The 24,159-nt window shown below is 49.3% G+C and carries 22 protein-coding genes and 1 riboswitch; of the genes, 13 read left to right on the top strand and 9 right to left on the bottom strand.

Annotation, left to right across the window (positions count from 1 at the left end):
• Positions 1-253: 253 nt before the first annotated feature.
• Positions 254-1,123, bottom strand: a complete 870-nt coding sequence (gene speB / locus PLA01S_RS30495; protein ID WP_100541604.1) for an agmatinase — start codon at positions 1,121-1,123, stop codon at positions 254-256.
• An 18-nt stretch (positions 1,124-1,141) separates the two neighbouring features.
• Complete coding sequence (gene speE / locus PLA01S_RS30500; protein WP_012818360.1) at positions 1,142-1,969, bottom strand: polyamine aminopropyltransferase; 828 nt, start codon at positions 1,967-1,969, stop codon at positions 1,142-1,144.
• A 332-nt stretch (positions 1,970-2,301) separates the two neighbouring features.
• On the opposite strand from speE, the gene PLA01S_RS30505 reads away from it, so the two are divergent.
• The gene (locus PLA01S_RS30505; RefSeq protein WP_127596194.1) at positions 2,302-4,362 is read left to right on the top strand and encodes a transglycosylase domain-containing protein; all 2,061 of its coding nucleotides are present in this window, start codon (positions 2,302-2,304) and stop codon (positions 4,360-4,362) included.
• A 112-nt stretch (positions 4,363-4,474) separates the two neighbouring features.
• Here the strand turns inward: PLA01S_RS30505 and PLA01S_RS30510 are convergent, their stop codons facing one another.
• Positions 4,475-5,353 (bottom strand): hypothetical protein, encoded by an 879-nt coding sequence (locus PLA01S_RS30510; RefSeq protein WP_127596197.1) that lies wholly within the window; start codon positions 5,351-5,353, stop codon positions 4,475-4,477.
• Between the two features lie 411 nt (positions 5,354-5,764).
• Between PLA01S_RS30510 and PLA01S_RS30515 the strand changes: the two genes are divergently transcribed.
• The 3 genes from PLA01S_RS30515 (at position 5,765) to PLA01S_RS30525 (ending at position 9,761) form a co-directional block, all read left to right on the top strand.
• Positions 5,765-6,148: an ArsR/SmtB family transcription factor gene (locus PLA01S_RS30515; RefSeq protein WP_127596200.1), complete on the top strand. Its 384-nt coding sequence runs from the start codon at positions 5,765-5,767 to the stop codon at positions 6,146-6,148.
• Positions 6,149-8,410 carry a heavy metal translocating P-type ATPase gene (locus PLA01S_RS30520; protein ID WP_127596203.1) on the top strand — a complete coding sequence of 754 codons (2,262 nt, stop codon included), beginning with the start codon at positions 6,149-6,151 and terminating at the stop codon, positions 8,408-8,410.
• Between the two features lie 181 nt (positions 8,411-8,591).
• Positions 8,592-9,761: a copper amine oxidase N-terminal domain-containing protein gene (locus tag PLA01S_RS30525; RefSeq protein WP_127596207.1), complete on the top strand. Its 1,170-nt coding sequence runs from the start codon at positions 8,592-8,594 to the stop codon at positions 9,759-9,761.
• Between the two features lie 95 nt (positions 9,762-9,856).
• Here the strand turns inward: PLA01S_RS30525 and PLA01S_RS30530 are convergent, their stop codons facing one another.
• Positions 9,857-10,375 carry a YwhD family protein gene (locus tag PLA01S_RS30530; RefSeq protein WP_127596210.1) on the bottom strand — a complete coding sequence of 173 codons (519 nt, stop codon included), beginning with the start codon at positions 10,373-10,375 and terminating at the stop codon, positions 9,857-9,859.
• 148 nt (positions 10,376-10,523) lie between these two features.
• Between PLA01S_RS30530 and PLA01S_RS30535 the strand changes: the two genes are divergently transcribed.
• The 6 genes from PLA01S_RS30535 to PLA01S_RS30560 all read left to right on the top strand — a co-directional run bounded on the left by PLA01S_RS30535 (position 10,524) and on the right by PLA01S_RS30560 (position 16,389).
• Complete coding sequence (locus PLA01S_RS30535) at positions 10,524-12,515, top strand: M1 family metallopeptidase (protein ID WP_127596213.1); 1,992 nt, start codon at positions 10,524-10,526, stop codon at positions 12,513-12,515.
• An 11-nt stretch (positions 12,516-12,526) separates the two neighbouring features.
• Positions 12,527-13,354, top strand: a complete 828-nt coding sequence (locus PLA01S_RS30540; protein WP_127596217.1) for a hypothetical protein — start codon at positions 12,527-12,529, stop codon at positions 13,352-13,354.
• A 349-nt stretch (positions 13,355-13,703) separates the two neighbouring features.
• Positions 13,704-13,843: riboswitch (cyclic di-AMP (ydaO/yuaA leader) on the top strand.
• 3 nt (positions 13,844-13,846) lie between these two features.
• Complete coding sequence (locus tag PLA01S_RS30545; RefSeq protein ID WP_100541613.1) at positions 13,847-14,320, top strand: C40 family peptidase; 474 nt, start codon at positions 13,847-13,849, stop codon at positions 14,318-14,320.
• Between the two features lie 437 nt (positions 14,321-14,757).
• The gene (locus PLA01S_RS30550; RefSeq protein WP_127596254.1) at positions 14,758-15,231 is read left to right on the top strand and encodes a C40 family peptidase; all 474 of its coding nucleotides are present in this window, start codon (positions 14,758-14,760) and stop codon (positions 15,229-15,231) included.
• 139 nt (positions 15,232-15,370) lie between these two features.
• The gene (locus PLA01S_RS30555; RefSeq protein WP_127596220.1) at positions 15,371-15,871 is read left to right on the top strand and encodes a GNAT family N-acetyltransferase; all 501 of its coding nucleotides are present in this window, start codon (positions 15,371-15,373) and stop codon (positions 15,869-15,871) included.
• Positions 15,872-16,032: 161 nt separating this feature from the next.
• Positions 16,033-16,389, top strand: a complete 357-nt coding sequence (locus PLA01S_RS30560; RefSeq protein ID WP_096777305.1) for a c-type cytochrome — start codon at positions 16,033-16,035, stop codon at positions 16,387-16,389.
• 101 nt (positions 16,390-16,490) lie between these two features.
• Here PLA01S_RS30560 and PLA01S_RS30565 read toward each other — a convergent pair whose 3' ends face one another.
• Positions 16,491-16,805, bottom strand: a complete 315-nt coding sequence (locus PLA01S_RS30565) for a 4a-hydroxytetrahydrobiopterin dehydratase (protein WP_098741259.1) — start codon at positions 16,803-16,805, stop codon at positions 16,491-16,493.
• 109 nt (positions 16,806-16,914) lie between these two features.
• Positions 16,915-17,208: a hypothetical protein gene (locus PLA01S_RS30570; protein ID WP_127596223.1), complete on the bottom strand. Its 294-nt coding sequence runs from the start codon at positions 17,206-17,208 to the stop codon at positions 16,915-16,917.
• Positions 17,209-17,399: 191 nt separating this feature from the next.
• Between PLA01S_RS30570 and motA the strand changes: the two genes are divergently transcribed.
• Both motA and motB read left to right on the top strand, forming a co-directional pair.
• Positions 17,400-18,200 carry a flagellar motor stator protein MotA gene (motA, locus tag PLA01S_RS30575; RefSeq protein ID WP_127596226.1) on the top strand — a complete coding sequence of 267 codons (801 nt, stop codon included), beginning with the start codon at positions 17,400-17,402 and terminating at the stop codon, positions 18,198-18,200.
• The gene (gene motB, locus PLA01S_RS30580; RefSeq protein ID WP_071221115.1) at positions 18,184-18,990 is read left to right on the top strand and encodes a flagellar motor protein MotB; all 807 of its coding nucleotides are present in this window, start codon (positions 18,184-18,186) and stop codon (positions 18,988-18,990) included. Before motA ends, motB begins: the two co-directional genes overlap by 17 nt.
• Before the next feature lie 112 nt (positions 18,991-19,102).
• Here the strand turns inward: motB and rluF are convergent, their stop codons facing one another.
• Both rluF and PLA01S_RS30590 read right to left on the bottom strand, forming a co-directional pair.
• Positions 19,103-19,804: a 23S rRNA pseudouridine(2604) synthase RluF gene (rluF, locus tag PLA01S_RS30585; protein WP_127596229.1), complete on the bottom strand. Its 702-nt coding sequence runs from the start codon at positions 19,802-19,804 to the stop codon at positions 19,103-19,105.
• A 33-nt stretch (positions 19,805-19,837) separates the two neighbouring features.
• On the bottom strand, positions 19,838-22,132 hold the full coding sequence (locus PLA01S_RS30590) for an ATP-binding protein (RefSeq protein ID WP_127596232.1): 2,295 nt from the start codon (positions 22,130-22,132) through the stop codon (positions 19,838-19,840).
• 362 nt (positions 22,133-22,494) lie between these two features.
• Here PLA01S_RS30590 and tadA point away from each other — a divergent pair, with 362 nt between their 5' ends.
• Positions 22,495-22,989, top strand: a complete 495-nt coding sequence (gene tadA / locus PLA01S_RS30595) for a tRNA adenosine(34) deaminase TadA (RefSeq protein WP_127596235.1) — start codon at positions 22,495-22,497, stop codon at positions 22,987-22,989.
• An 82-nt stretch (positions 22,990-23,071) separates the two neighbouring features.
• On the opposite strand, the gene PLA01S_RS30600 is transcribed toward tadA, so the two are convergent.
• Positions 23,072-24,157: a hypothetical protein gene (locus PLA01S_RS30600; RefSeq protein ID WP_127596239.1), complete on the bottom strand. Its 1,086-nt coding sequence runs from the start codon at positions 24,155-24,157 to the stop codon at positions 23,072-23,074.
• Between the last annotated feature and the right edge of the window lie 2 nt (positions 24,158-24,159).

Raw genomic sequence — 24,159 nt, forward strand, 5'->3', positions numbered from 1 at the left:
AACCCCGATAGCCGAAGGCTTAGATAGGGGAGGCTTGCTTTTTCTTCAACAGCCGAGAGGCGAATAGCCTCGGCTGAAATATGGGCGCACCAGAGGCCACGAGGGCGTCCCCGCAGGGGAGACCGAGCGGTGGCCGGGAACAAGCACCAGCCCCGCTCATATCCTCATACCCACTCCGAACACCAAAGTTCCGGGTGTCCAGAGGGCAGCGCCCTTGGGGCCCTCCCTGGCAGGGAGGGTTTGGGTGGGTGGACTACTTAACGAATCCCAACAGCATCTCACGAATCAGCTTCGCAGCCACGATCTGGGTCTGCTCGGTCGGATCATAGATCGGCGCCACTTCCACGAGATCACAGCCGACCACATTCACGTCGGAGCCCGCAATGAGGTGCACGGCTTCCAGCAGCTCCTTCGATGTGATGCCGCCCGCTTCTGCAGTACCGGTGCCCGGTGCGGCAGACGGGTCAAGCACATCGATGTCGATGGTCACGTAGACCGGACGGTTGCCCATGGAAGGCAAGGCTTCCTTAAGAGGCGCCGCCACTTCGAACGGATAAAAATTAATGTTCTCGCGTCCATATTGGAACTCCTCGCGGGAGCCGGAACGGATACCGAACTGATAAATGTTCTTGCCGCCCATAATTCCCGCTGCTTTGCGGACCGGCGTGGAGTGGGACAGCGGCTCTCCCTCATAATGCTCGCGCAGGTCAGCATGGGCATCGATATGGATCAGAATGAGGTCAGGGTACTTTTCGTACACCTTCTGAATGATCGGCCAGGATACGAGGTGCTCGCCACCAAGTCCGATCGGGAATTTCCCGTCATCCAGCAGCTTGCCTACATAATCGCCAATCACTTCAAGACTGCGGCCCGCATTGCCGAAAGGCAGCATCAGGTCACCTGCATCGAAATACGTCATGTCTTCAATGCTTTTATCCAAGTACGGGCTGTACTCCTCCAAGCCAACGGATGCCTGGCGAATACGAGCCGGACCGAAACGGGAGCCGGGACGGTAGCTAACCGTGAAATCCATCGGCATACCGTAAATGACAGCCTTGGACCCTTCATAATCCTCGGAGCTCAAAATAAACACGTTGCCGGAATAACCTTGATCCAGTTTCATCAGTTTATACGCTCCTCCTTATTTCACCAGGTCTTCAACAAATTTAGGCAGCACGAATGCGGCTTTGTGCAGGCGAGGCGAATAGTATTTCGTATCCATCTCATCAATTGTGGACTCGTCCACTTCAAGCGGATCATACGTTTTGCTGCCCATCGTGAAGGTCCACAGACCGCTTGGGTAGGTTGGAATGTTCGCTCCATACACACGGACAATCGGGAAGATTTCCTTCACGTCTTTGTTGACCTGCTGAATCAGGTCTGCTTTAAACCACGGGTTGTCCGTTTGCGCCACGAAAATACCGTCTTCCTTCAGCGCTTCGTAGATCCCTTGGTAGAATCCGCGCTCAAACAACGGAGCAGCCGGGCCCACAGGCTCTGTGGAGTCTACCATAATGACGTCGTATTCGTTCTTGTGCTCAATGATGTGCATATATCCATCGTTAACCAGCACTTCGACCTTCGGATCATCCAGCTTGCCGGCGATCTCAGGTAAATACTGCTTCGAATATTCAATGACTTTCCCATCAATTTCAACGAGTACGGCTTTCTCTACGCCCGGATGCTTGATCACTTCGCGAATGACGCCACCGTCTCCTCCGCCGACAACAAGAACCTTCTTCGGATTTGGATGCGTGTTCAGTGCGGGGTGAGCGACCATCTCATGATAGACGAATTCATCCTTAATCGTAGTCATAACCATACCGTCCAGAACGAGCATGCGCCCGAATTCCTCAGTATCGATCATATCCAGTTGTTGAAACTCCGTCTTCTCATGTACAAAAGTCTCCCGGATTTTAGCCGTAATGCCAAAAGTCGGGGTTTGCTTCTCTGTGTACCATAATTCCATCGTCACTACCTTCTTTCCGCTAGAATAATGTTCAGCCGTCCAGATCCAAGCCGTAAAACTTTATTCGGGGCAGATGCCTTTAGCTTACAGTTTCACACTTTTCCTATTGTACCAAACAAATTAGATTATATTAAATCAAGCCCAAATTGCAACCAAAACTTCCGGTACAGACGAATGGAAGCAAAAACATCATCGTTTCCGATGAATATCCTGCCTTCTGCAGCCCCATACTGTATAGAAAAAGAAGGAAGCTAAGGGGAATTTGAGCATATCTCCGTTTTTGCAGCGCAAAAGCCTCGACTCTACAAAAAGGACTGGAAGGAGAACCACTGATGCCGGGACAAAAAAAATCACCAAAGCGCAAACGTCGTTTCGTCCGGCTTGCTACATTTCTGTTCGTACTCCTATGCATTTCCATCATCGCCGGCGGCATTCTGCTCGCCTATTTATTTATAACGCCACTGCCCGTCGCGGAAACATCCCGCTACTCCCGTCTGCTCGACAGCCAAGGAGATTTAATCGCCACCTTCTCCACCACGGGACATACAGCCGAGCAAGTGAGCTTGACCGATATATCTCCCCTCCTGATCCAGGCCACCTTGGCGGTGGAGGACCGGAAATTCTATGATCATCCGGGGTTTGATATGAAGGGCATGGCCCGAGCCGTATTGGTCAACCTGCAGCATATGGATCGCAAACAAGGCGCAAGCACGTTAACCCAGCAGCTTGCTCGAAACTTATACCTATCTCATGAAAAAACGTGGACACGCAAACTCAAGGAGGCCAAATTTACCGCCCAGCTTGAGATGAAATATACGAAAGATCAAATACTTGAAATGTACCTGAACGAAATTTATTACGGCCATGGGGCTTACGGTATCGAATCGGCGTCCCTGCTCTACTTCGGCAAGTCGGCAAAAAACCTGACTTTGGCCGAAAGCGCGATGCTGGCCGGCATTCCAAAGGGCCCGACGTATTACTCGCCCTACAATCATATGGACAATGCGCTCAAAAGACAGCAGATTGTCCTGAATGCCATGGCGGAGACCGGGTTCATTACCGAGGCCGAGGCCGATAAAGCCGCCTCGGCCAAGCTCGCCCTGCTTCCTCAGGACCGGCAGGAGAATAAGGTGATTGCCTCCTATTTCCGGGACTATGTCCGAAGCCTCGTTACTAAACAGCTGAACATTACCGATCAGCAGCTCGAACAAGGCGGCCTGAACATCTATACGACCCTTGATCCACGGGCCCAGAAGGCAGCCGAAGAGGCTGTATCCGAGGGCATGGACAGCAAGAGCGAGCTGGAGACGGCGCTTGTATCCATCGACCCGCGTAACGGGCACATCAAAGCCATGGTTGGCGGAAAGAACTACCGTGAGAATCAATACAACCACGCGTTGGCCAAAACAAGGCAGCCCGGGTCCTCGTTTAAGCCGATTATGTACCTTACGGCTATTGCATCCAAGGAAATGACGAGCACCAGCGTGTTCAACAGCCAGCCCACTCTGTTTCATTACGATAACAACCGCAAAACGTATCAGCCCAGCAACTTCGGCGATAAATATTTAGGGGAAATTCCCATGAGGGAAGCCATCGCCGCTTCGGATAATATTTATGCCGTGAATACCATCATGAAGATCGGCGCGGATAAAGTAGCCGACATGGCGAAAAAGATGGGCATCACAAGTCCGCTTGCGCCTGTCCCTTCGCTGGCGCTGGGAACCTCGCCCGTCAGTCCGCTGGAGATGGCCTCCGCTTACGCCGTTATGGCGAATAACGGTAAACGGGTCTTGCCTGTCGCCGTACTGAGTATCACCGATGCCGCCGGCCGCAGCTTGTATACAGCGCCGGAAGACTCAGGGGAACAAGTAGTCGAGCCTGCTGCCGCTTACGTGATGACACGTATGATGGAGGGGGTATTCGAGACAGGCGGCACGGGTAACCGGGTCTCTACCCTGATGAAACGACCGGTTGCCGGGAAGACAGGTACCACCGACTCCGACGCTTGGCTCGTGGGCTATACACCGGAGCTGTCGACGGCGGTCTGGGTTGGATATGATAAAGGGCGGGAAATCAGCAAAGTCGACGGGCGGCGGGCAGCTCCGATTTTCGCGCAGTACACGGAGAAAGCGCTGGAGAATGTACCGCCCAAGATTTTTCCGATCCCGGATGAAGTCGTCAGCGCTTATGTGGATCCCAAGACCGGAAAACTTGCAGGCGCCGACTGTCCTGGCAAAGTTCTGGAGGTCTTCGTCAAGGGTACGGAGCCTACGGAATATTGTGACAAACATGGAAACGGCGAGCCCGCGAAGAAGGCTGACCCTGCAGATGCGGCCGAGAAACAGGAAGAGCGTTCCTGGTGGAAGGATTTCAAACGATGGTGGGTCGAGTAACTCGGATCGAACCCGTCACATCAAAAAAAACAGCAAGCTCCTTTAACGGGATTTTCCCGCAAGAGGACCTGCTGTTTTTCTTTTTCCACGATATGTTATGTAGATGGCTTCATTATAAATCGGTTATATATTCAATCATGGAACTACCCAGAATCACGATCACGAGCATCAGTGCAACGTAAACCAGCAGGATCGCATACAGCGGATCCAGGCCGCCAACCATTCTTCTCTTGTAGCTGGTCATGACGAGTAACGGCACGGTCATCACGGTGCTGATGAACGACAGGAGGATGATAACCTTCGATATATCGCCATTCAGGAACAGGAACACAAAACTGACCACATACAACACGAGGAATAAGGGCAGCAACGCTCCGAATCTTGCCATCACTTCTTTTAGCTTCGCAGCCGGGTTGAAGGACAGCTTGACCGCAGCGAAGGTAAAGACGTTCAGCAAGAATAAGAAAATCGCAGTCCAAACGATAGGCTTTAGGACAAGATCTGCAAACGCCCCCTCGGGCAGCCCTTGCAGTTCATGATGAAGCGCTGCGTACAGCGCGAGTGGAAAAAGAACAACATAGAGCACCATGGACACGATCGCGTTGAAGAACTGGCTGTTCTCAGTTCCGGCAGCTGCGCCAAAGGGATGTCTTAGTCCCTTCAGAAAATAATCCCCGTAAAGCTGTCCGTACAATTTTAAGCTGGTCCAATAAGGATTGGGTTCCTCATCTTCATCGGAATGCTGCCGGCCTGCCGCTCGGAAAGGAATATCCGGCGGGGTATACACCGGCAAAGCAGATTCAATCTGGCGTGCATGAGGTATCTCCCCTCTACTGCTGACACTTCGCCTAGTGACACTGTATACCTCCGACGTTGCTGTTTGCTCTTTCATGGCGGCAAATACGGGTGAGTCCTCGATAATCAGCCTTGCCCCGCATTTCTTGCAATACTTCCCATCTCCCGTTTCATATCGACATATTGGACAAGTCATACTCTCGCCTCCCCTGTTCATACACATCCGTAAATCGAAGGATAGGTATTAGATAATGTACACATTCGAGTCGAAACGTTTGGCCCGTGCAAGGGTATTATGTAGTGCATGAGGCGCCCTGGGCCCAGTATTCTTCCTATGCGAATTTTACATCTTTTTGCTAATAGTATAAGTTGGCGTGATATGAAATGGAAGGATTTTCTGAGGGGCGACACTGCGCCTAACCATTGGAATTGGTTAATACTATATGACTTATCGATTCATTCTTGGACTGTGAAATGCTTGTGAACAATCAAATATCCGTTTGAATATTGTGAGTAAATCGGGTATATTATGACTAACAATCAAATCAACGTTTGAATATATAGAATAAAGAGCGCTTATTGCTCCTAATCCAAGGAGGTTGTTCTTATGAATGCCCGGACGATGAACGAAGAAGTCTCCCTTGAGCTGTGTGAAACGGAATGTCCTTCAACCGAAGGGATTGCTTTGTTAAAAGAAACGATCTCCGATGATGATATGATCGGTATGGCGGAAATCTTCAAGGCTTTGGCCGATCCGACGCGGGTAAAGGTAGCTTATATGCTGGACAGTGGCGGCGAGCTGTGTGTCTGCGATGTAGCCGAAGTACTCGGAAGCTCAACGGCAACGGCCTCCCATCATCTGCGTACGCTGAAGAACAAAGATATCGCCAAATCGCGCAAAGCCGGAAAGAATGTATACTACTCGCTCAAAGATGACCATATCCGGACATTGCTTCACATGACGCTGGAGCACCAGAAGGAGAAGATGTAGATGAGCACGGACAACCATCAACGTTCCAAATCATCTTCGGAGGCAGGCGGCGAACTTATTGAATACCGGGTACAGGGGCTTTCCTGCCCGAACTGTACACGTGAAATGCAGGAAGAGATCCAGAAGCTGGATCATGGGAACAATGCCCGACTGAGTTACAACAGCGGGAAGCTGACCCTCTCTCCTCATGTGAATCTAAACCGAGTAGAAACCATTCTGAAAAGTGACGGTGCGCGCATCGTTCATGCTCCGCAGACAGCGTTATCGGCCGCCGGTGCTGCTCTACATGCCCCTTCATCGCATTCTCATGGATCAGCACAAGGACAGGACGAAGAACATGGCCATGATCACGGTCAGGCTCATGAGCACCGTAACGGCAGTGAAGGAAAAATGAAGTGGCTGTTGTCCATCTCGGCTGTTTTTTATGTGCTAACCTTTCTATTAGAAGGAAAAGTCGCCGGACCGGTTGTGATCGCACTATATGCAGGTGCTATGATTCTGAGCGGGTACACCACGTTCTTGCGCGGACTGCGTAACCTGACCCGCTTCAAATTCAATATGGATACCCTGATGACCGTTGCGCTCGTGGGCGCAGTCATCATCGGGGAATGGCGGGAAGCCACGCTGGTTGCCATTCTGTTCGGTCTTAACGAGCTGCTGGAAGGCTACGGCATGAATCGAGCCCGGCAATCAATGGAAGCGCTGCTGGCTGCAGCACCGAAGGAAGCCGATCTATGGAAAGACGGTCAAACCCAGCGCGTGCCGATCGAGAGCCTCTCTCCCGGGGACGTTGTCCGGGTAAGACCGGGCGAGAAGATTCCTTCGGACGGAGCCATAACCCAGGGAACCGGCTCGGTGAACGAAGCTGCCATAACCGGGGAATCGGTGCCTGTTACGAAACGGGAGGGCGACACCGTATTTGGCGGCAGCGTAAGCACCGACGGCGTGCTCTATATCGCCATCTCGAAGGCTTATGAGGATTCCTCCCTGGCCAAGATCATGCATCTTGTACAGGAGGCACAGGACAGCAAGACGCCGACAGAGCTCTTTATCGATAAATTCGCGAAATACTATACTCCCGCTATTATGATCATTGCGCTGGCAGTTACACTGATTCCTCCGCTGCTGCTGAATCAGCCATGGATGACCTGGATCTATCAGGGGCTGTCCATCCTCATCGTCGGGTGCCCTTGCTCGCTCGTGCTTTCTTCTCCGATTGCACTGGTCAGCGGGATGACCCGCGCGGCACGCAACGGCATTCTGATCAAAGGCGGGGTCCACCTGGAGCAGCTTGGCCGGCTGGAAGCTATCGCTTTTGACAAGACGGGAACCTTGACCAAAGGCGAGCCTGCCGTCTATGCGGAGACGGTATATGATGAAACAAAATTTTATGCCGTTGTAGGCGCACTGGAGCAATCCTCTCTCCATCCGTTGGCTAAAGCGGTCATGAAGCATCTGGAGATCAAGAATCCGCAGTGCATGTTTAATGAACCTCAACAGATAACGGTACTGCCCGGCGAAGGCATTCGGGCTGAGATCGGAGGGAAGCTGTTCTGGGTCGGAAGCGAGGAAGTGCTGCAGCATGTGAACGGCCCGCAAGACCATATCAGCTCCGTGGAGGAAGACATCCGGAGAATGAAGGCCCAGGGTTATACGATCGTTGCTGCCGTAAGCGAGGATCGCGTATTAGGCCAATTCGGTCTTGCCGATGAGATCAGACCGGAGACGGCAACCGTCGTCAGCAAGCTTCATGAGGCCGGTATCACGGATACGGTCATGCTGACAGGCGACCACGAGCAGTCCGCACAGGCGATAGCGAAGCAATCCGGTGTATCTCGGGTATTCGCAAGTCTCCTGCCTGAACAGAAGGTTGCCAAGATCAAGGAGCTTTCTTCCCGCAAAAAAACCGGCATGGTTGGTGATGGCATTAACGATGCCCCTGCATTGGCCGCTGCCGATCTGGGCATCGCGATGGGGAAAGGGACGGACAGTGCCATTGAAACGGCCGACGTTGTATTGATGCAGGATCACCTTGGCAAGCTGCCAGGGGCCATCCAAACGGCAAGACGGGTCAATCAGATTATTAAGTGGAATATCGGACTTTCCTTGTCGCTGAAGGCCATTGCTTTGCTGCTAACGATTCCGGGATGGCTGACCCTGTGGATTGCAATCATATCGGATATGGGCGCCACCATTATCGTTACCATGCTTGGTCTCACCATCCTGCTTGGCAAGGATCAGGATCTGAAATCAGGATATTAATATAACCGGAGCTCCGCCCTTTCAGGGCAGCTCCGGTTTTTTGGTCGTCCTTTGGCGCACTAACTCTGATCTTATGCCATCGCATATATCATTTTTTACATGATTTTACGATAGGGTGAAACATTTCCCATTATTTAGTCGTTTATATAGACGGGAGTGAAAACCAGAAGGAGGAAATGATATGAAGTCCGTACAAATTATCAAATTAGCAGGTACCGCATCCATAGCCATGTCTTTATTGCTTACGTCCTCATCGCTCACGACGATTCCTGCCCATGCGGCAGCAGCCTCCACATCACAGAGCAAGACAACATGGAGCACTCTGGATGTGAAACATAAACCTTATACGAATAAAGGCGTTGTATTCATTCCATTGAAGGAAGTTTCCGAACATCTGCAGCTGCAGTTGACGATCCCGGGGAAAAAAGAGATGTATATTAACAGCCCGACACAGTCTGTTCGCATTATCATCGGACAGTCGCGTGCAGTCAATGCCAAGGGGACCCCTCTCAAGCTTGAGGCGGCTCCGGTCGTGAAGAAAGGCGTGACTTATGTTCCCGCCAGTCTGATTACCAAAGCTTTCGGCATCCCTCTGAAATATGACAGCAAATCCGGGCTTAGAACGACCTTTGATGCTTGGTCAAAATACGCCTATGCTTCCACGGCCAATATGCTGTTCTGGGTAAATCGCGAGAATGGTATGCTGTCGATGGGTAAAGCCGGATCCACGCCAGCCCAAGTTGGTATAATCCCGGTTGAGGAGATCGATCAAGTCAGCTTAAGCGCACATCGCATCAATAGCAATACCTATGTGGTCGACTTGTCCAATTATTACGGCGAACCTCATATTCATGAGGGAAGATACCGGGTGCTCATTCAGGACAAGAAAATCCTGAAGCTATCCAAAACCAATCATTCCAATTTTGCCGGGATCAACTACCATCCGGACCAACTCAGCTACAAAGGCAATATTGCCATGATGAACGGCAGTACGCTTGCCCTGGTTCATCCGATGGGCAAAACGGTCAAAACTTATGACCTGGCCGCGCTCACGGGAGTAAAGGATAGTTTTATCGTAGAAGCGATTGAACAGGACTTCCTGCTCGTCCGACCATACACGAAGGCGACCCTGTATATCGTCCATCCGACAGGCAAGACAGCCGAGCTTATCTATCCTGAGCTTCTGGACGAGGAAACCATCAAAGTCATTGAGGAAATGCCGCCGAATGAGGTGGGCTTCATTGGTGACGGCCTTACGTATCTCGGATATGCCGGCGGCAAGCTGACGCTCCAATACAAAAATCCGTTTCTCGATCAAAAAGAAAAACTGACCTACGCCCTTCCATTCTAACTTTACGAAATTACAAAAAGACCGGCGGGATTCGATTACGAATCCAACCGGTCTTTCCACTTTCACATCTAGAACAATTGCTTTCATTTATTGTATTATTCCTCGGTTCGAAGGGCTTCCTTAATTTCCTCGGGCGATGCATTCCACCATTCCTCGTTACGCGAAATCAGCAGCTCACGCAGTGCCTTCTTCTCGACGTCGCCAAGGCCATCCAGAATGATCTTGCGCTTCATCGCCGCGTCCATTTTATTCACATGATCGGCGAGGATCTTCCAGCCACGACGGGCCTCGTGGTCGATCCACATTTCACAGGCGGTCATGCCTGCATAATGCTGTCCTTCGGCGGTACGATCTACAGCCACCCACACGATCCATACCTGGCGTCCATTGGGCACTTCATCCCGGTTCATGCTGAAACGGATACCCTTCTCCACCTTACTCTTGGCATGCATGGCCCCAATATCCACTCGGGCCTCGCCATTATCGATAATGACGGGTGACAGACTGTTCAGATCGATGGAGCCTGATCCAAACCCTTTATGCTTACTCTTGCTATTAATAATATTCAAAGCAATCGGTTTCTTCGCACCCTGCTTCTGCTCTTCATTCTCCACTGCTGCCGACCTCCTATATCAGAGCCGATTCTTTACGTATCGGCTGCTAAATTGATAACCATGTCCCAATAATTTTATTTTAACTAATAATCACCCAAAAGCAAACATATACATGCACTAGATGCTTGTCAACGGGAGGTTGTTCGATATGGTCCCACCACGTGCCAAAGTCTTTCTATCATCCCTGCTTGCCCTTGGTTTGCTTGCAGGATCGATGCCGATATTTCTGAATCCAGGGTCCTCAGCGTCTGCTCTTGCCCCAAATGCGGGCAAGCCCTCCGCCTCTGCCGTGGAGAAGGCCCCGCTCTCACCGCCTAAGGTGCAGCCTAATATTCCCGCTCCGGCCTTAAGCGACCGGTTGGTGGAATATCATATGGATGTTCGGTACGAGCCTGAGGAGAACAAGCTCAAGGGCAAACAGACACTCACTTGGACTCATCCAGGCAAAAAAAGCGTAAACGAGCTGTACTTTCATCTGTATCCCAATGCATTTGCTTCCAATGACACGACTTTTATGAAGGAATCGGGCGGGAGGCTTCGTTCCGATCCCATGCCAGACGACGGATACGGCTCCATGACCATTACCAGCGTGAAAACAACCGAAGGACTGGCCCTGACCCATCGCCTTCAATTTGTTCAACCCGATGACGGCAACATCAAGGATCACAGCCTTGCCAAGCTCCGGCTGCCTAAACCCATCAAGAGCGGGGAGAGTGTTACCATTCACTTGGAGTTCGAGGTCGAACTTCCCAAAATATTTGCTCGCATGGGAACCACCGAGAATTTTATTATGGCTGGCCAATGGTTTCCTAAACTTTCGGTCTATGAACCGGCTGGTCTTCGCGGAAGAACAGAGGAAGGCTGGAATCTTCATCAATACCATGGCAACTCCGAATTCTATTCGAACTTCGGCATTTACAGCGTTCGCATCCGAGTGCCCGAAAATTACATTGTCGCCGCGACCGGATTCCCTACCAAGCCTGCCCAAAAATCAAACGGGGAAAAAATTTATCAGTTCTATGCGGATGATGTGCATGATTTTGCCTGGTCGGCATCGCCAAACTTTGTTACGGCAGAAGAAGCATTCTCCGCACCAGGCGTACCGGGGGTCCGCATCAAGCTGTATCTCGATCCGGCCCATAAAGACTTAAAGGAGCGTTACTTTGATGCCGCCAAGTCGGCACTCGCTTCGTTTGGAAAATGGTACGGAACCTATCCGTATTCCACGTTGACCATCGTCGTTCCGCCGGAATCGGGCAACGGTGCAGGCGGCATGGAATACCCGACGCTGGTCACGGCCTTCGGTGCCAAAAACGATTCGCCGGGATATGAGCTGGAGCGGACCGTCATCCATGAGATCGCCCATCAATATTTTTACGGAATGATCGCAAGTAATGAATTTGAGGAAGCGTGGCTGGACGAGGCCTTTGCAACCTATGCAGAAGAACGAGTGATGGAAAAAGAATACGGCATTACCTCCAACACGGCAGCTCAGGGAGCATCCATTACTTCCCCTGCACCGCTGAAGATGGAATCCTGGAAATACAGCTCCCACGAAAACTACGCACTGAATGTTTACACGAGGGGCAAGCTGGTGCTGCAAGGCATCGAACGGCAGGTCGGTCCGCAGATGATGGAGAAGATTCTTCATACGTATGCCCAGAAATACCGGTTCAAGCATCCGACCACGTCCGACTTCCAGAAAGTTGTAGAGCAAGTAAGCAAAACGTCATGGCAGCCGTATTTTGACCAATATGTATATGGAAGCCAGATGGCGGATGTCGCCATCGACGTGATCAAAACCAAAAATAAAGGCACGGCGGAACATCCTCGTTATGAGTCTACGGTCAAGATTACGAGCAAGGACGGGGACATAACCAATGTGCCGATCGTGTTCGCCTTTGAGGACGGCAAAACGGTGGAGCGGACCTGGAGCGGCAAGGACGGCAAAGTTACTTACACCCTGGAGTACAGCACTCCGCTCGCCTGGGCCATGGTTGATCCCAAATACTCCATCGTCCTGGAGAACAAACACATCAATAACTATATGAAGGCAGGAATGGATCCGAAGGTGGTTACACGCTGGAATCTCAGTATTACCAAGCTTGTGGAGACGCTGTTCGGCAGCCTGTCATGGTGAGGGGGGAGCACATGAAAAGTTACGCAGGCCAAGGGTGGATCAGTGTTAAAGACCAGCTATACGTCTCGATTCTGCTCTTCTTATACCGTTTGCTGTGGGGATACTGCCTGTACCGACTCGTAAAATCGGCAGTCGTTCCCCTTCTGATGCGATATCCGGATTCTGCCCCTAACGAGCTCAGCCGTCTGTTATTCTTCTATGAGGGCGAGATGAGTCTAACCCTGAGCAGCACGGTCCACACCTACGGATGGCTTCTGGCCGGTTTGCTCCTGATCCGGATGGTTCTCACCCCGCTCATTCGGGCCGGCATCTTCTACAACCTTCACCAGGAAGCCAAGGGCGAGCGGGGTTTATTCTTCTTCACTGGCATGCGCAAACTGTGGAAACCTGTAACGCTATTCTATCTGATTGAGCTTATTCTCACCTTTGTGCCCGGTTACTGGCTTCTGCCCAAAATTCTTCCGATTCTGCTAAATGGGATTCAGGAGCCTGTTCTGCTCTTTCATGCACTGCCGTATGCCGTTGGCTGGTTCTTGTACGCCTATCTAATCCGCCTGTTATTGCTCTATATGCAGTTTGGGCGCACGGGAGACTTCGGTATGATCAGCTCTCTCCATGCGCTCTTCCGTCGCTTGGGCACGGCAGTGCTGTTATCCATCACCATCGGCGGATCCTCCTGTGTCATTCTGTTGCTCCTGAGCTCGGCTTCGCTTTTCTGGGCCGGGTTGATCGGCTTAATTATTCAGCAGGCCTCTTATTTTCTGAATGGACTTTTCCACATTTGGGTAATTTCCGCTCAATATCATTTGTGGAGAGATTCCTCCTCACCGCATCCTTAATCGTTACAATTCGTTACCCTGAAATGATGAAACATGCTCGCGAATAAGCTGTAATCCGAAGTGACACGTTTCTATCCGGGGCTTGATTTTACAAAGAATAAGAGTTCATTTATCCTCTATATTACAAATTTCTGAGCGCCAAATTACAAAAAAACCTGTTTCCCCAAGATGGGGACAGGTTTTTTTGTTTAAAAATGATCTTTCCTCGTTTGCCAAATTGTTAATACTCTGCTAAAATAACGAATATGTTAGTAACAACTTTGTCATCTTTACTGTAACTTTTTTGTTGGAACGATGTAAATTCGTTAATTATGTTGGAACGTCAGACGTCAATGAATGGGTTCATCAACATTTTAAGGAGCCGAATTCCCATAACGATATGGGAAGCGGGGGATCCGTCTTGGGTGAATTGATCTCGCAAGAGAGGGATCATAGGGGACCTTCAACCGAACCCTTAAGCTAACCTCGCAGGCAATGGAAGGAGCTTTTGTTTTGAAAAAGAAGTTAACGGCTGTTTCTCTAGGCCTCGCACTCGCACTCACATTAGGGACCGGAAGCGCTTTCGCCGATTCCAAATTAAATACTGCAATCAAACCAGCCATTGGTGTCTCTTATAAAACAGGCGGAACCACAACGAATGGTTTTGACTGCTCCGGATTCACCAGCTATGTTTACAAGAAGCTTGGCCTAAGCCTGCCGCGTACATCTGCAGCTCAATACAAAGTAGGTACGGCAGTATCCAAGAGCAACCTGAAAGCTGGCGATCTCGTGTTCTTCAACACATCCGGTAGAGGTGTATCTCATGTGGGTATTTATGTTGGGAGCGGCAAATTCGCTCATTCCTCATCTTCGCGTGGTGTCATTATCAGTCCGCTAAGCCAGAGCTATTATGCCAACCGATATGTAGGCGCTAAGAGAATTATGAGTCAGAATACGTACAAATCTGTAGCTGTGAACTACAATTAATGTTGGAACTTTATTGATTTACTCTTACAAGAAAGCCCTGGGCTTATGAGATTGTGCCGATCTCATCCAGCGGCTTTTTTCTTTTGTTTATTCTGTCTATACCTTTATAACGTTCAGGACAACGAAAAAGTTCCCGCTTTTCGAAAAAAAAATGAAATTTATTCTACAAGTTCACTTCACTTCGCCATGTCTTCACATCTTCTACCCTTTATATACCCTTCTCTCCCTTCATTAAACACCCATTTTGGAAAAATATTGATTTTATCTGATGCTTCGACAGCTAATGCTATTGAAAAATAGCGAAATTCACCAAGAAATAATTGCCAATCTCGCTTGCTGTCTGATAGAATGGACGCAGTAACAACTTTGTCATTAATGTAAGTGCTTTAATCATAGATTGCTATGCCTCGCGGCAAACGAAAAAGGAGCTTTCCATGCTGAAGAAAACATTATCGACAGCAGCCCTAAGTATCACGCTGTTGTTCACTTTGGGCGTTGGCAGCGTGTTTGCGGATCGTGCGCTGGATCAGGAAATCGATAAGGTGCTAGGTACAAAATACAGCTACGGCGGCACGACCACGAGCGGATTTGACTGTTCCGGCTTCACCATGTATGTATATGCTAAACTCGGTCTGAAGCTCCCGCATCAATCCGGCTCTCAATTCGACATGGGGACAAGTGTATCCCGTAAGGAGCTGCGCGCTGGCGATTTAGTGTTTTTCAACACATCGGGCCAGGGCATCTCCCACGTCGGCATTTATGTCGGCGATGACAAATTCGCCCATGCCTCCTCCAACCGCGGTGTGGTAATTAACCGCCTTTCAGAGGAGTACTATGATCAGCGATACGTGGGTGCGAAGCGTATTATGAGCAATGATAAGTATGAAGAGTCAACCGGTGAAACATCCTAAGTTATAGAGGCTAATCATCCCTATACATACTGCTTGCCCGTTAAAGGAGCCCTTACCTCTCTTTGACGGGCTTTTTGATGCGACTTGAATATTAAGTAAAATGGTTATCATTCATGCATACGATAGGAGGATTTTGCAAATGGATGCAACACCGATTTCATTTCACACTGTAATCATGCGTGAAGAGCACGCGGAAGAAATATGCGCCTGGACCTATCCTCCTCCCTATAATATCTATGGCTTTCTTCCCTGGGAGCAGATGAAAGGGCTTGAGGTGGAGTTTGGCGATCCGGACATTCGCCAGAGGCAGTACATCTCGATTCTGGATGAACGGGAGACCCTTTGGGGATTTGCCCAACTGTTTCCGATGCATGAGGTTACACGAATCGGACTTGGCATGCGGCCTGATTGGTGCGGGCGCGGAATGGGTAAACGGTTTATGCAGACGATTGTCCGGGAAGCCAGGCGGAGGCGCCCTGCCGACGAAATTGACTTGGAGGTGTTGACCTGGAATGAGCGCGCGATTCGCGCTTATCAAAGGGCAGGCTTTCACATCACCGATACGTACGAGCGGCTTACGCCAACGGGTAACGCCCTTTTCCATTGTATGGTGTATGAGCCCCCGGCAAATGAGGAATAGTAATCTTTGTCTATATGAAAAAGCACAATTTTGTGTACTTTTTATGAAGCTGCGCCGTATAGTTGCTTTTTTTGTCACAACTGGCTATGCTGTCTATGGATGTTGGTTTATAATGGAGACAAGTGCAAAAGTGCAGTATACATAGAAGGGACGATATGACGATGCAAAAATGGATCATGAGCGGATTGTTCTTCGTCGCATGTGCGTTGGCTATCGCGCTGATGTTTACGCTCCCAGGTAAGGAACAGGTAGCTCAGGAAGAGAAGCCGACCATGCCGGAAGTGACTCTCGATGCTGCCGCAGCGGAAGCCACACTGAAAGCAAGCTGCATTAGCTGTCACGGCGACCAACTTCAAGGCGGCGCTGGACCGGCTTTGAATCAAGTAGGCGGACACATGGATGCGGACGCGATCTTCAACGTTGTAACCAAAGGTCGTAAGGGAATGCCTTCCTTTAAAGATCAACTCAAGCCTGACGAAATCGCAAACATCGCGCTGTACCTTGCTGAGAAAAAATAAATCAGCTTATACGCAAAACACGCTTGCACCTGGAGTTCTTCCTGGGGCAAGCGTGTTTTTACATATTCGGGACCTCCGAGGGGACTTACCGTCTTCCCCTTCTATTGTGCCGCCTTGCCATCCTTCGAACGACTCTTCTCATAGGCTTCGTTAAACTGCTGCGCTTCCTTAATATCCACAGCCGTAATGCCACCGTCGTCCCAAGAAGTGAGACGAAGTGTAACGACTTTATAATCTATGGTGATGTAGGGGTGATGTCCGAAAGCTTCCGAAATAGCTGCCACTTCATCAACAAAAGCGATTCCCTTCATGAAGGAGGAGAAGGTATACTTCCGTACGATCCATCTCCCTTGTTCAAATTCCCAACCCTCAAGCTTTTCCAGATGAGCCTCTACTTCTTGCTGCGTATAAAGCATCTTTTATCTTCCTCCCCGAAAAAAACCTATCTTAAAGCCGACTGACACGTAATATGGGCTTTCTGTCATCTATTCTATTCTGCCCTGTATCCGTTGATAACTGGAGTGATTACACAAGAGCCACAAAGGCCAACTCTTCTTCACCGATCAAAATATGTATTCGATGGTTCGTCTGATCATGCATGACCACGCCGCTGCCGACGTTAATCACCGGCTCTGTGCCCAGCGCATAAAACAAATCCTCTGCCAGCGCCTCATGAACCTCATTTCTCTCGGCTTCACCCAAATTGCCCCAATCCTCAGCTTCCATTTCAAAAAAGACATAGCTGTCGGAAATTCGCCCGACCGCTTCGGTCAGTTCTGTCAGAATTTCGCCGTAATCCCTTCCGTGCTTAACGCCCATCTCAATCACTCCTTTCCTTGCCGTACTTAGCTTCGTTTCCCTTCCTTCCATTATACCGGAAATTACAACTAAAAAAAAAAGCCCGACCTGACGATAAATAGGATAACGCCCCACATAAGGGGCCCGGTTCTCCATGAGAGCCGTTCTGACGAATGGATTCGTTATTTTATTTCTCACGGATGAGGTGTGGTATGGAAATTTCAACAATTATAGGCTTAATCATCGGTATCGTCGCGGTACTGGTGGGCATGGTTCTGAAAGGTGCCTCCCTTCTCGCTTTGTATAATCCGGCAGCCTATCTAATCATTCTTGGCGGTACGGCAGCAACTTTATTCATCGGGTTTCCGCTAGTCGAGCTGAAAAAGATTCCGAAGCTGGTCAAGATGACCTTCGTGAAGCAGAATCTGATGGACAAAACGGATATGATCAAGCTGTTTATGGAATGGGCTTCGATCACACGCCGTGAAGGACTGCTGGCTCTGGAAACCAAAGTCGATGAGATTGATGACAGCTTCCTGCGTAATGGGATGCGCATGATCATCGACGGCAACGATCAGGAATTCGTACGTGATGTATTGATGGAAGATATTAATGCCACCGAAGAGCGCCATCGTTCCGGCTCATTGATCTTCTCCCAGGCTGGTATGTATGCACCTTCCCTCGGGGTACTTGGAGCCGTTATCGGTTTGATCGCTGCACTATCCCACATGGAAGATATGGGCGAACTCGCCCATGCCATCGGGGCTGCATTTATTGCTACCCTGCTCGGTATCTTCACCGGTTATGTCATCTGTCACCCGATTGCGAATAAACTCAAGCGTCTATCCAAACGTGAGGTTGAAATCCGCCTGATGATGGTAGAAGGCTTGCTGTCCATTCAATCCGGTGTATCCACCATTGCAATCAATCAAAAGCTCTCCGTGTTCCTGACACCGTCCGAACGGGCTGAGCTCAGCGAGAGGGAGGCTGGTGCTAGTGAGCAAAAAGACTAGACACGAGCCGCATGAGGAGCATGCCGACGAATCCTGGCTTCTTCCTTACGCAGACCTACTGACCTTGCTTCTGGCCCTGTTCCTGGTGCTGTACGCCATGAGCGCGACGGATGCACGCAAATTTCAAGAAATGAGCGAAGCCTTCAGCGTTGCTCTTACCGGCGGAACCGGGGTGTTGGATTACAGCAAAACGGAATCCAGCGATGATCCGCCTAATATTAAGGATCATAAAGCGACATCACCTTCCGTTCCCGCAACAACACCTGACCAACGACGTGCAGAACTGATGCGTCAGGAGCAACAGGATCTGGAGAAGCTGAAGAAGCAGCTCGATAATTATATTAAAAATAACGGTTTAACCTCGGAGCTCAGCACCAAGTTGAACCACTCCCAGCTTGTCATTACAATACGGGATAACGCCCTGTTCCCTTCCGGTGAAGCCGTTGTGAAGCCGGAGGCCCGTAAACTGGCGAAGGCCATCTCGCAAATGCTTCACAAGTTCCCGGACTATGAAATCATTGTATCCGGTCATACGGATAATGTGCCAATCTCGAACAGCCGATATCCATCGAACTGGGATTTAAGCTCGGATCGAGCCTTGCAGTTCATGAAGATTTTGCTCACCAACTCGGAGCTGGACCCTAAACGGTTCATGCCGATCGGTTATGGTGAATACCATCCGATTGCCGATAACAATACCGCTGCTGGACGAGCGAAGAACCGCAGAGTCGAGGTATCCATTATACGTAAATACCAGGATAGCGCGACCTTTACAAGCGTGAATGAATAACTCAAAAGGGAACGGTCCCTACAGACTATAACACACAATAAACAACCGATGCATCTGGTCTCCAGATCCCATCGGTTGTTTTTGTTTAAGGGAATAGGAGTATTCCAGCCTGCTACTCGAGCCTGTAGTTCAGCAGCCGACCAAGCTCTTCCTTCTCCTTCTCGTTAAGATCGCGCCATGAGCCGATACGTTGACTGCCAAGACGGATATTCATAATCCGAATTCGCTGTAACTTCCGGACCTCGTAACCAAAAGCGCTGCACATTCTGCGGATTTGACGATTTTTCCCCTCCGTCAGAATGATTCGGAATACACGCTCGGACATTCGAGTGACCTCACAGGGCAGTGTCATTTCACCTAAAATCTTTACGCCGCTGGACATCCCGCTAAGGAAGGATTCCGTTACCGGGCGATCCACGGTCACAATATATTCTTTCTCATGTTTCCCCTCGGAGCGAAGGATCTTATTGACGATATCTCCATCATTCGTCAGCAAAATCAGTCCCTCGGAGTCCTTATCCAATCGTCCTATAGGAAAAATACGCTCGTTATGACCTACGAAGTCTACAATATTGCCCTTAATATGCGGTTCGGTGGTGCTTGTAATCCCGACCGGCTTATTAAGAGCAATGTATACATGCTTCTTCTTATCCTGAAGCGGCTTTCCCTGGATACGGACATCGTCGCCTTCCTCTGCCTGGCTTCCCAGGACTGCCACCACGCCATTAATGGTAACCTTCCCGCTCTCCACCAGCTTGTCCGCTTCACGACGTGAGCAATATCCCGTTTCACTGATAAATTTATTGATTCTCAAGATGCCATCCCCTTATCTGTAACTACTTCTTGCTTATCCCTCAATTGCATTCCGCTGAACCGCAGGCAGAACCATACTCACCTTGGTTCCTACTCCCACTTTACTCTCGATTTCCATCATCCCCCGGTGGCCCTGAATAATACGCTGGCTTACCATCAATCCCAGCCCGGTGCCCGTCTCCTTATTCGTAATAAAAGGCTCGCCAAGATGCGGCATCAGATCTTCCGGAATGCCTTGACCTTCATCCCGAATATCGATTTGTACCCATTCGCCCTTCGGCCTTGAAAGCTCAATCCAGATACTGCCGCCATCCGGCATCGCTTCAATCGCATTCTTGAGCAAATTGATAAACACCTGCTTGAGCTGGTTCTCCTCACAGTGTACGTACGTTGGTTCATCAGTAAATTTCAATTTGAATTCGATACCGTACAAATGGGCTTGGCTGTCAAGGAATGAAATGACATCTCCCATGATGACTCGGACATCCCTCTCTTGGAAATGAATCGCCTGCGGCTTCGCTAATATCAGAAATTCACTGACAATGAGGTTAATTCGATCCAGCTCCGACAGCATAAGATCAATATGGTCCGGATTAACTTTGTGGGTCTGCTGCTGAAGCTGCAGAAATCCACGGAGCGTCGTAAGCGGATTCCGGATCTCATGAGCAACGCCGGCAGCCAACTGGCCAACGGTATTGAGCTTCTCCGAACGACGCAGCAGCTCCTCGATCCGATTGCGTTCCGTCACATCCCGAGACACGCTAATCATGGAAGTAACCTCACCGTTCTCATCGTGCACCAGCGAGGTGCTGATACTGACCTCGATCGTGCTTCCATCTTTGCGAAGACGGACCGTCTCCACCGGAGGAAGCCGTTCACCGGCCCGGAGGCGGCGGATGCGTTCCTTTTCTTCTTCCTCTTTGGCCGGAGGCACAAGTGCAAGCTTCCGTCCAACCACTTCGTGCGCCTTCCAACCATACAATTGCTCAAACGCTTTATTCACACTAATAACCCGTTCATAGGTATCGGTTGTATGAATGGCATCGGCTGTCTGATTAATGACCGACTCCAGATATTCCTTAACGGATTGATTCTCATCGACCATTTGCTTCAACTGGCTCGTATAGTTACCCAGATTACGTGTCATCGCATTGATTCGACCTGCTGGCTGCCCCAGCTCGTCCCGGCTGCTGACCTCCAGCCTTCGATCAAAGTGACCATCCGAGACATCGTTTACAGTCCCCAGGATGGCCTGAATCGGCTTGGTAAAATACCCCGCAACAATATAACTGCCGAATATCACGATTTCCAATAAAACCAATGAGATGGCCACAAGACTGATCATCTGCTCCCTCATTACGGAGGAGATGGCTTCATAATCCATGACAACACTGATGACACTGGTCGGTTTATTTTCAGATACGATGGGGATGAAGCTTTTTAGCACCTTCTTATTATTGATGGTACTGACAAACACCACATTATCGCTGGTAGAAACAGCCCTCTTCACAGCTTCCGCATCTTGGTCCAGGCTTCCATAGTCGTAGGTGCCGAATGTAATGGGGCGATTGCGAAGCTTGTGGTGAACGTCATCCGTTCCATCTTCTCTCATATATTCATTGCCAAACGTTTCAGGGTTGATGCCTGTTACTTCCAATATTCGTGGATTCGACTTCAACGTTTCCTTCACAACCGTATCCGGGCTTGTTATCTTCACAAAGTCCTTGATATTCGAATTCCTTATGTAGGGATCAATGATATAATTGCGCTTGCTATCGTAATAGTATCCCCATTTATCAATGAATTCCGGATTGGATGTGGAGAACTCAAAGGGTCCTGACCAAAAATGATCGGCGCGCTGACCCTCGGAAACGGATACGACTTTACCATATTGGAACAATTCTTGAAAAGCCGTATGCCAGTACCCCCAGTTCTTTGTTGAGAGGCCGATTTCATCTTGAGAAGAGGACCGGGCAACAACGATATCATCATTCGTCCGGACCAATAGCGAAATGTGGGTGACGCCGATCTCCTTACTCAATTCCACCAATTGCTGATTGGTTATATTGTTAATATCCGGATCCAAAGTTTTTGCCGCATTGACCGCGGCCACCTTCAGCATATCACCGAATATGTTATCCACATATGCAGAACTAAAGCCGGTTTGCTGGACCGTGATGGCAATCTGCGTAGCGGCCATCACCATTTTGGTTTCACTATCCTGCTGCAAATTTTCCTGGGTCGTGTAATAGTTCAGCGTAATGTTGAGCAGAAGAATAAATAATACCGATATGGACATGATCATCGATAATTTCGTCTTAATCGACAAGTGGCATCTTCACCTTTCTGCTGTCACATAGACGACTTGCGAATCTAATACCCTCATGATACCTTGATCACGAACGTTTGAAAAGACAAGCGGCTTGATGTCTATATGCTTTTTTCCACAATCGCATTGCTATTGAAATCGGGAATCCTTACAATATAAGAGGCCATTCCCGGTAAAACAAACAACGTATCCACAGATTGCGCACAAATACACAACTTATCTGGGGATAATGTGCATAACTTTGTGTATAATATTTTAGTTATCCACAATTCTGTCCACAACATGTTAACAAACGAATAAATGTTCGTTGAACATTGGGTATAAATACAGGGTTTTAACGGGCTGTGAAAGGAGACTTTAGTTTGATATCAAATTCAATAGACCCACTGGCTGTGGATAACGATAATCATGAACGCTGGATGAGAGAAGCCATCGCGGAAGCACGGAAAGCCGAAGAGCTCGGTGAAGTTCCTATCGGCGCTGTCATCGTGCGGGGTGATGAGATTATTGGCCGTGGTTACAATTTGCGTGAAACGACTTTTGATGGTACGGCCCATGCCGAGATGGTAGCGATCCGTGAGGCAAGCAAACATCTTGGAGCTTGGCGGCTGCTCGACTGCCGGTTGTACGTGACGCTGGAGCCCTGTCCCATGTGCGCAGGAGCTATCGTCCAATCCCGGGTCCCACAGCTGATCTATGGGACTGGCGATCCCAAAGCCGGTTGTGCCGGCACACTGATGAATTTGCTTCAAGAGCCGCGTTTTAATCACCGGACTAACGTGGTTGAGGGCGTGCTGCAGGAAGAATGCGCATCCCTACTCACCCAGTTCTTCCGACGTTTGCGCGGGAAAATATGATCCTTATATAGAGTAATATGTATAGAAACGTAAAAAAACCCGGCCATGACGGCCGGGTTTTGGTGTCTGTGATGAGATAATATTAATAAGTGCCCATTTGGCTCATGGATTCCTCAAATTGCTCCATCGTGATGACATCAGCTTCTTTTGGAATACCGATTTTGAACTCTTGTTTTGCGTTGATGTTGTTGTATTGGGTGCTACCCTTCACAGCCAACTTCACGTTCTCCTTGGTTTCTGGATCATTGAAATCAACGTTCAATACAACATCCTGATAAGCAGGGAAATCCTTTTTATCAATAGCCGTGTTGATGTTGAATGTGTTGATCTTCAGATATTTTTGCATCTCTTCCAAGCCCGCTTTGAATTCGTCTTGGTTAACGTTGGATACTTCAGCTTTGGCAGCGTCGATATCTTCCTGGGTCAGACCCAGCAACTCGCGGTACTCGTCTTTAGCTGCAATGTCAACAACCTTAGGTGCAACCTTGTTTACCATAATATCCAATGCTTCATTCAGGTTATCATTGGTTACAAAGAATTGAACCACTTGTTTTGCATCCACGCCTTCTGGAAGGCCAGCATCTTTAACATTGATCTCTTTGAAGTATTTCGCTTGATCATATTCGCTCAGCAAAGCTTCAAGGATCTCGTTCACGAATTTCTGGGACTTCTCGGTATCCAGGCTTTCTGGGCTAAACGTTTCACCGGATTGCTCAGCAAGCTCTTTCATGTCCATCATGAGGAACTTGCCAACAACGTCCTCTGGGAATGGCAGCATTGGAATGCTTGGAACTTTAATGTAGATTTTCTCTTTCGTCATGACCATATCAATGTTGAAGGACATCGCCATGTCACCCTTCAGATTGATACCCATGTTCATTTCGGTTTGCATTGGCTCAGCTTGGTAGATACCATCCAGCGTAACCTCAGCATTCTTCAGCATGGTCATCGCTTGAGTTACACTTGGATCGCCTTCAACTGCAGGTATGTTAACTTGAAGGTCTTCAATGACAAATTTACTCTTCATTTCGTAGGATGTCATCTTCATGGCGTTCGTAGCAGCATTGGTCATTGCTGCCTTAGGCTCTTCTTTTTTGGCGCAGCCGGATAATACAACTGTCACTGTGAGCAACAGTGTCAGCATAATAGCTGCAAACTTCTTGTTCATTA

Source organism: Paenibacillus lautus NBRC 15380 (genome assembly GCF_004000945.1).
In the GTDB taxonomy this organism is placed as follows: Bacteria; Bacillota; Bacilli; order Paenibacillales; family Paenibacillaceae; genus Paenibacillus_AQ; species Paenibacillus_AQ lautus.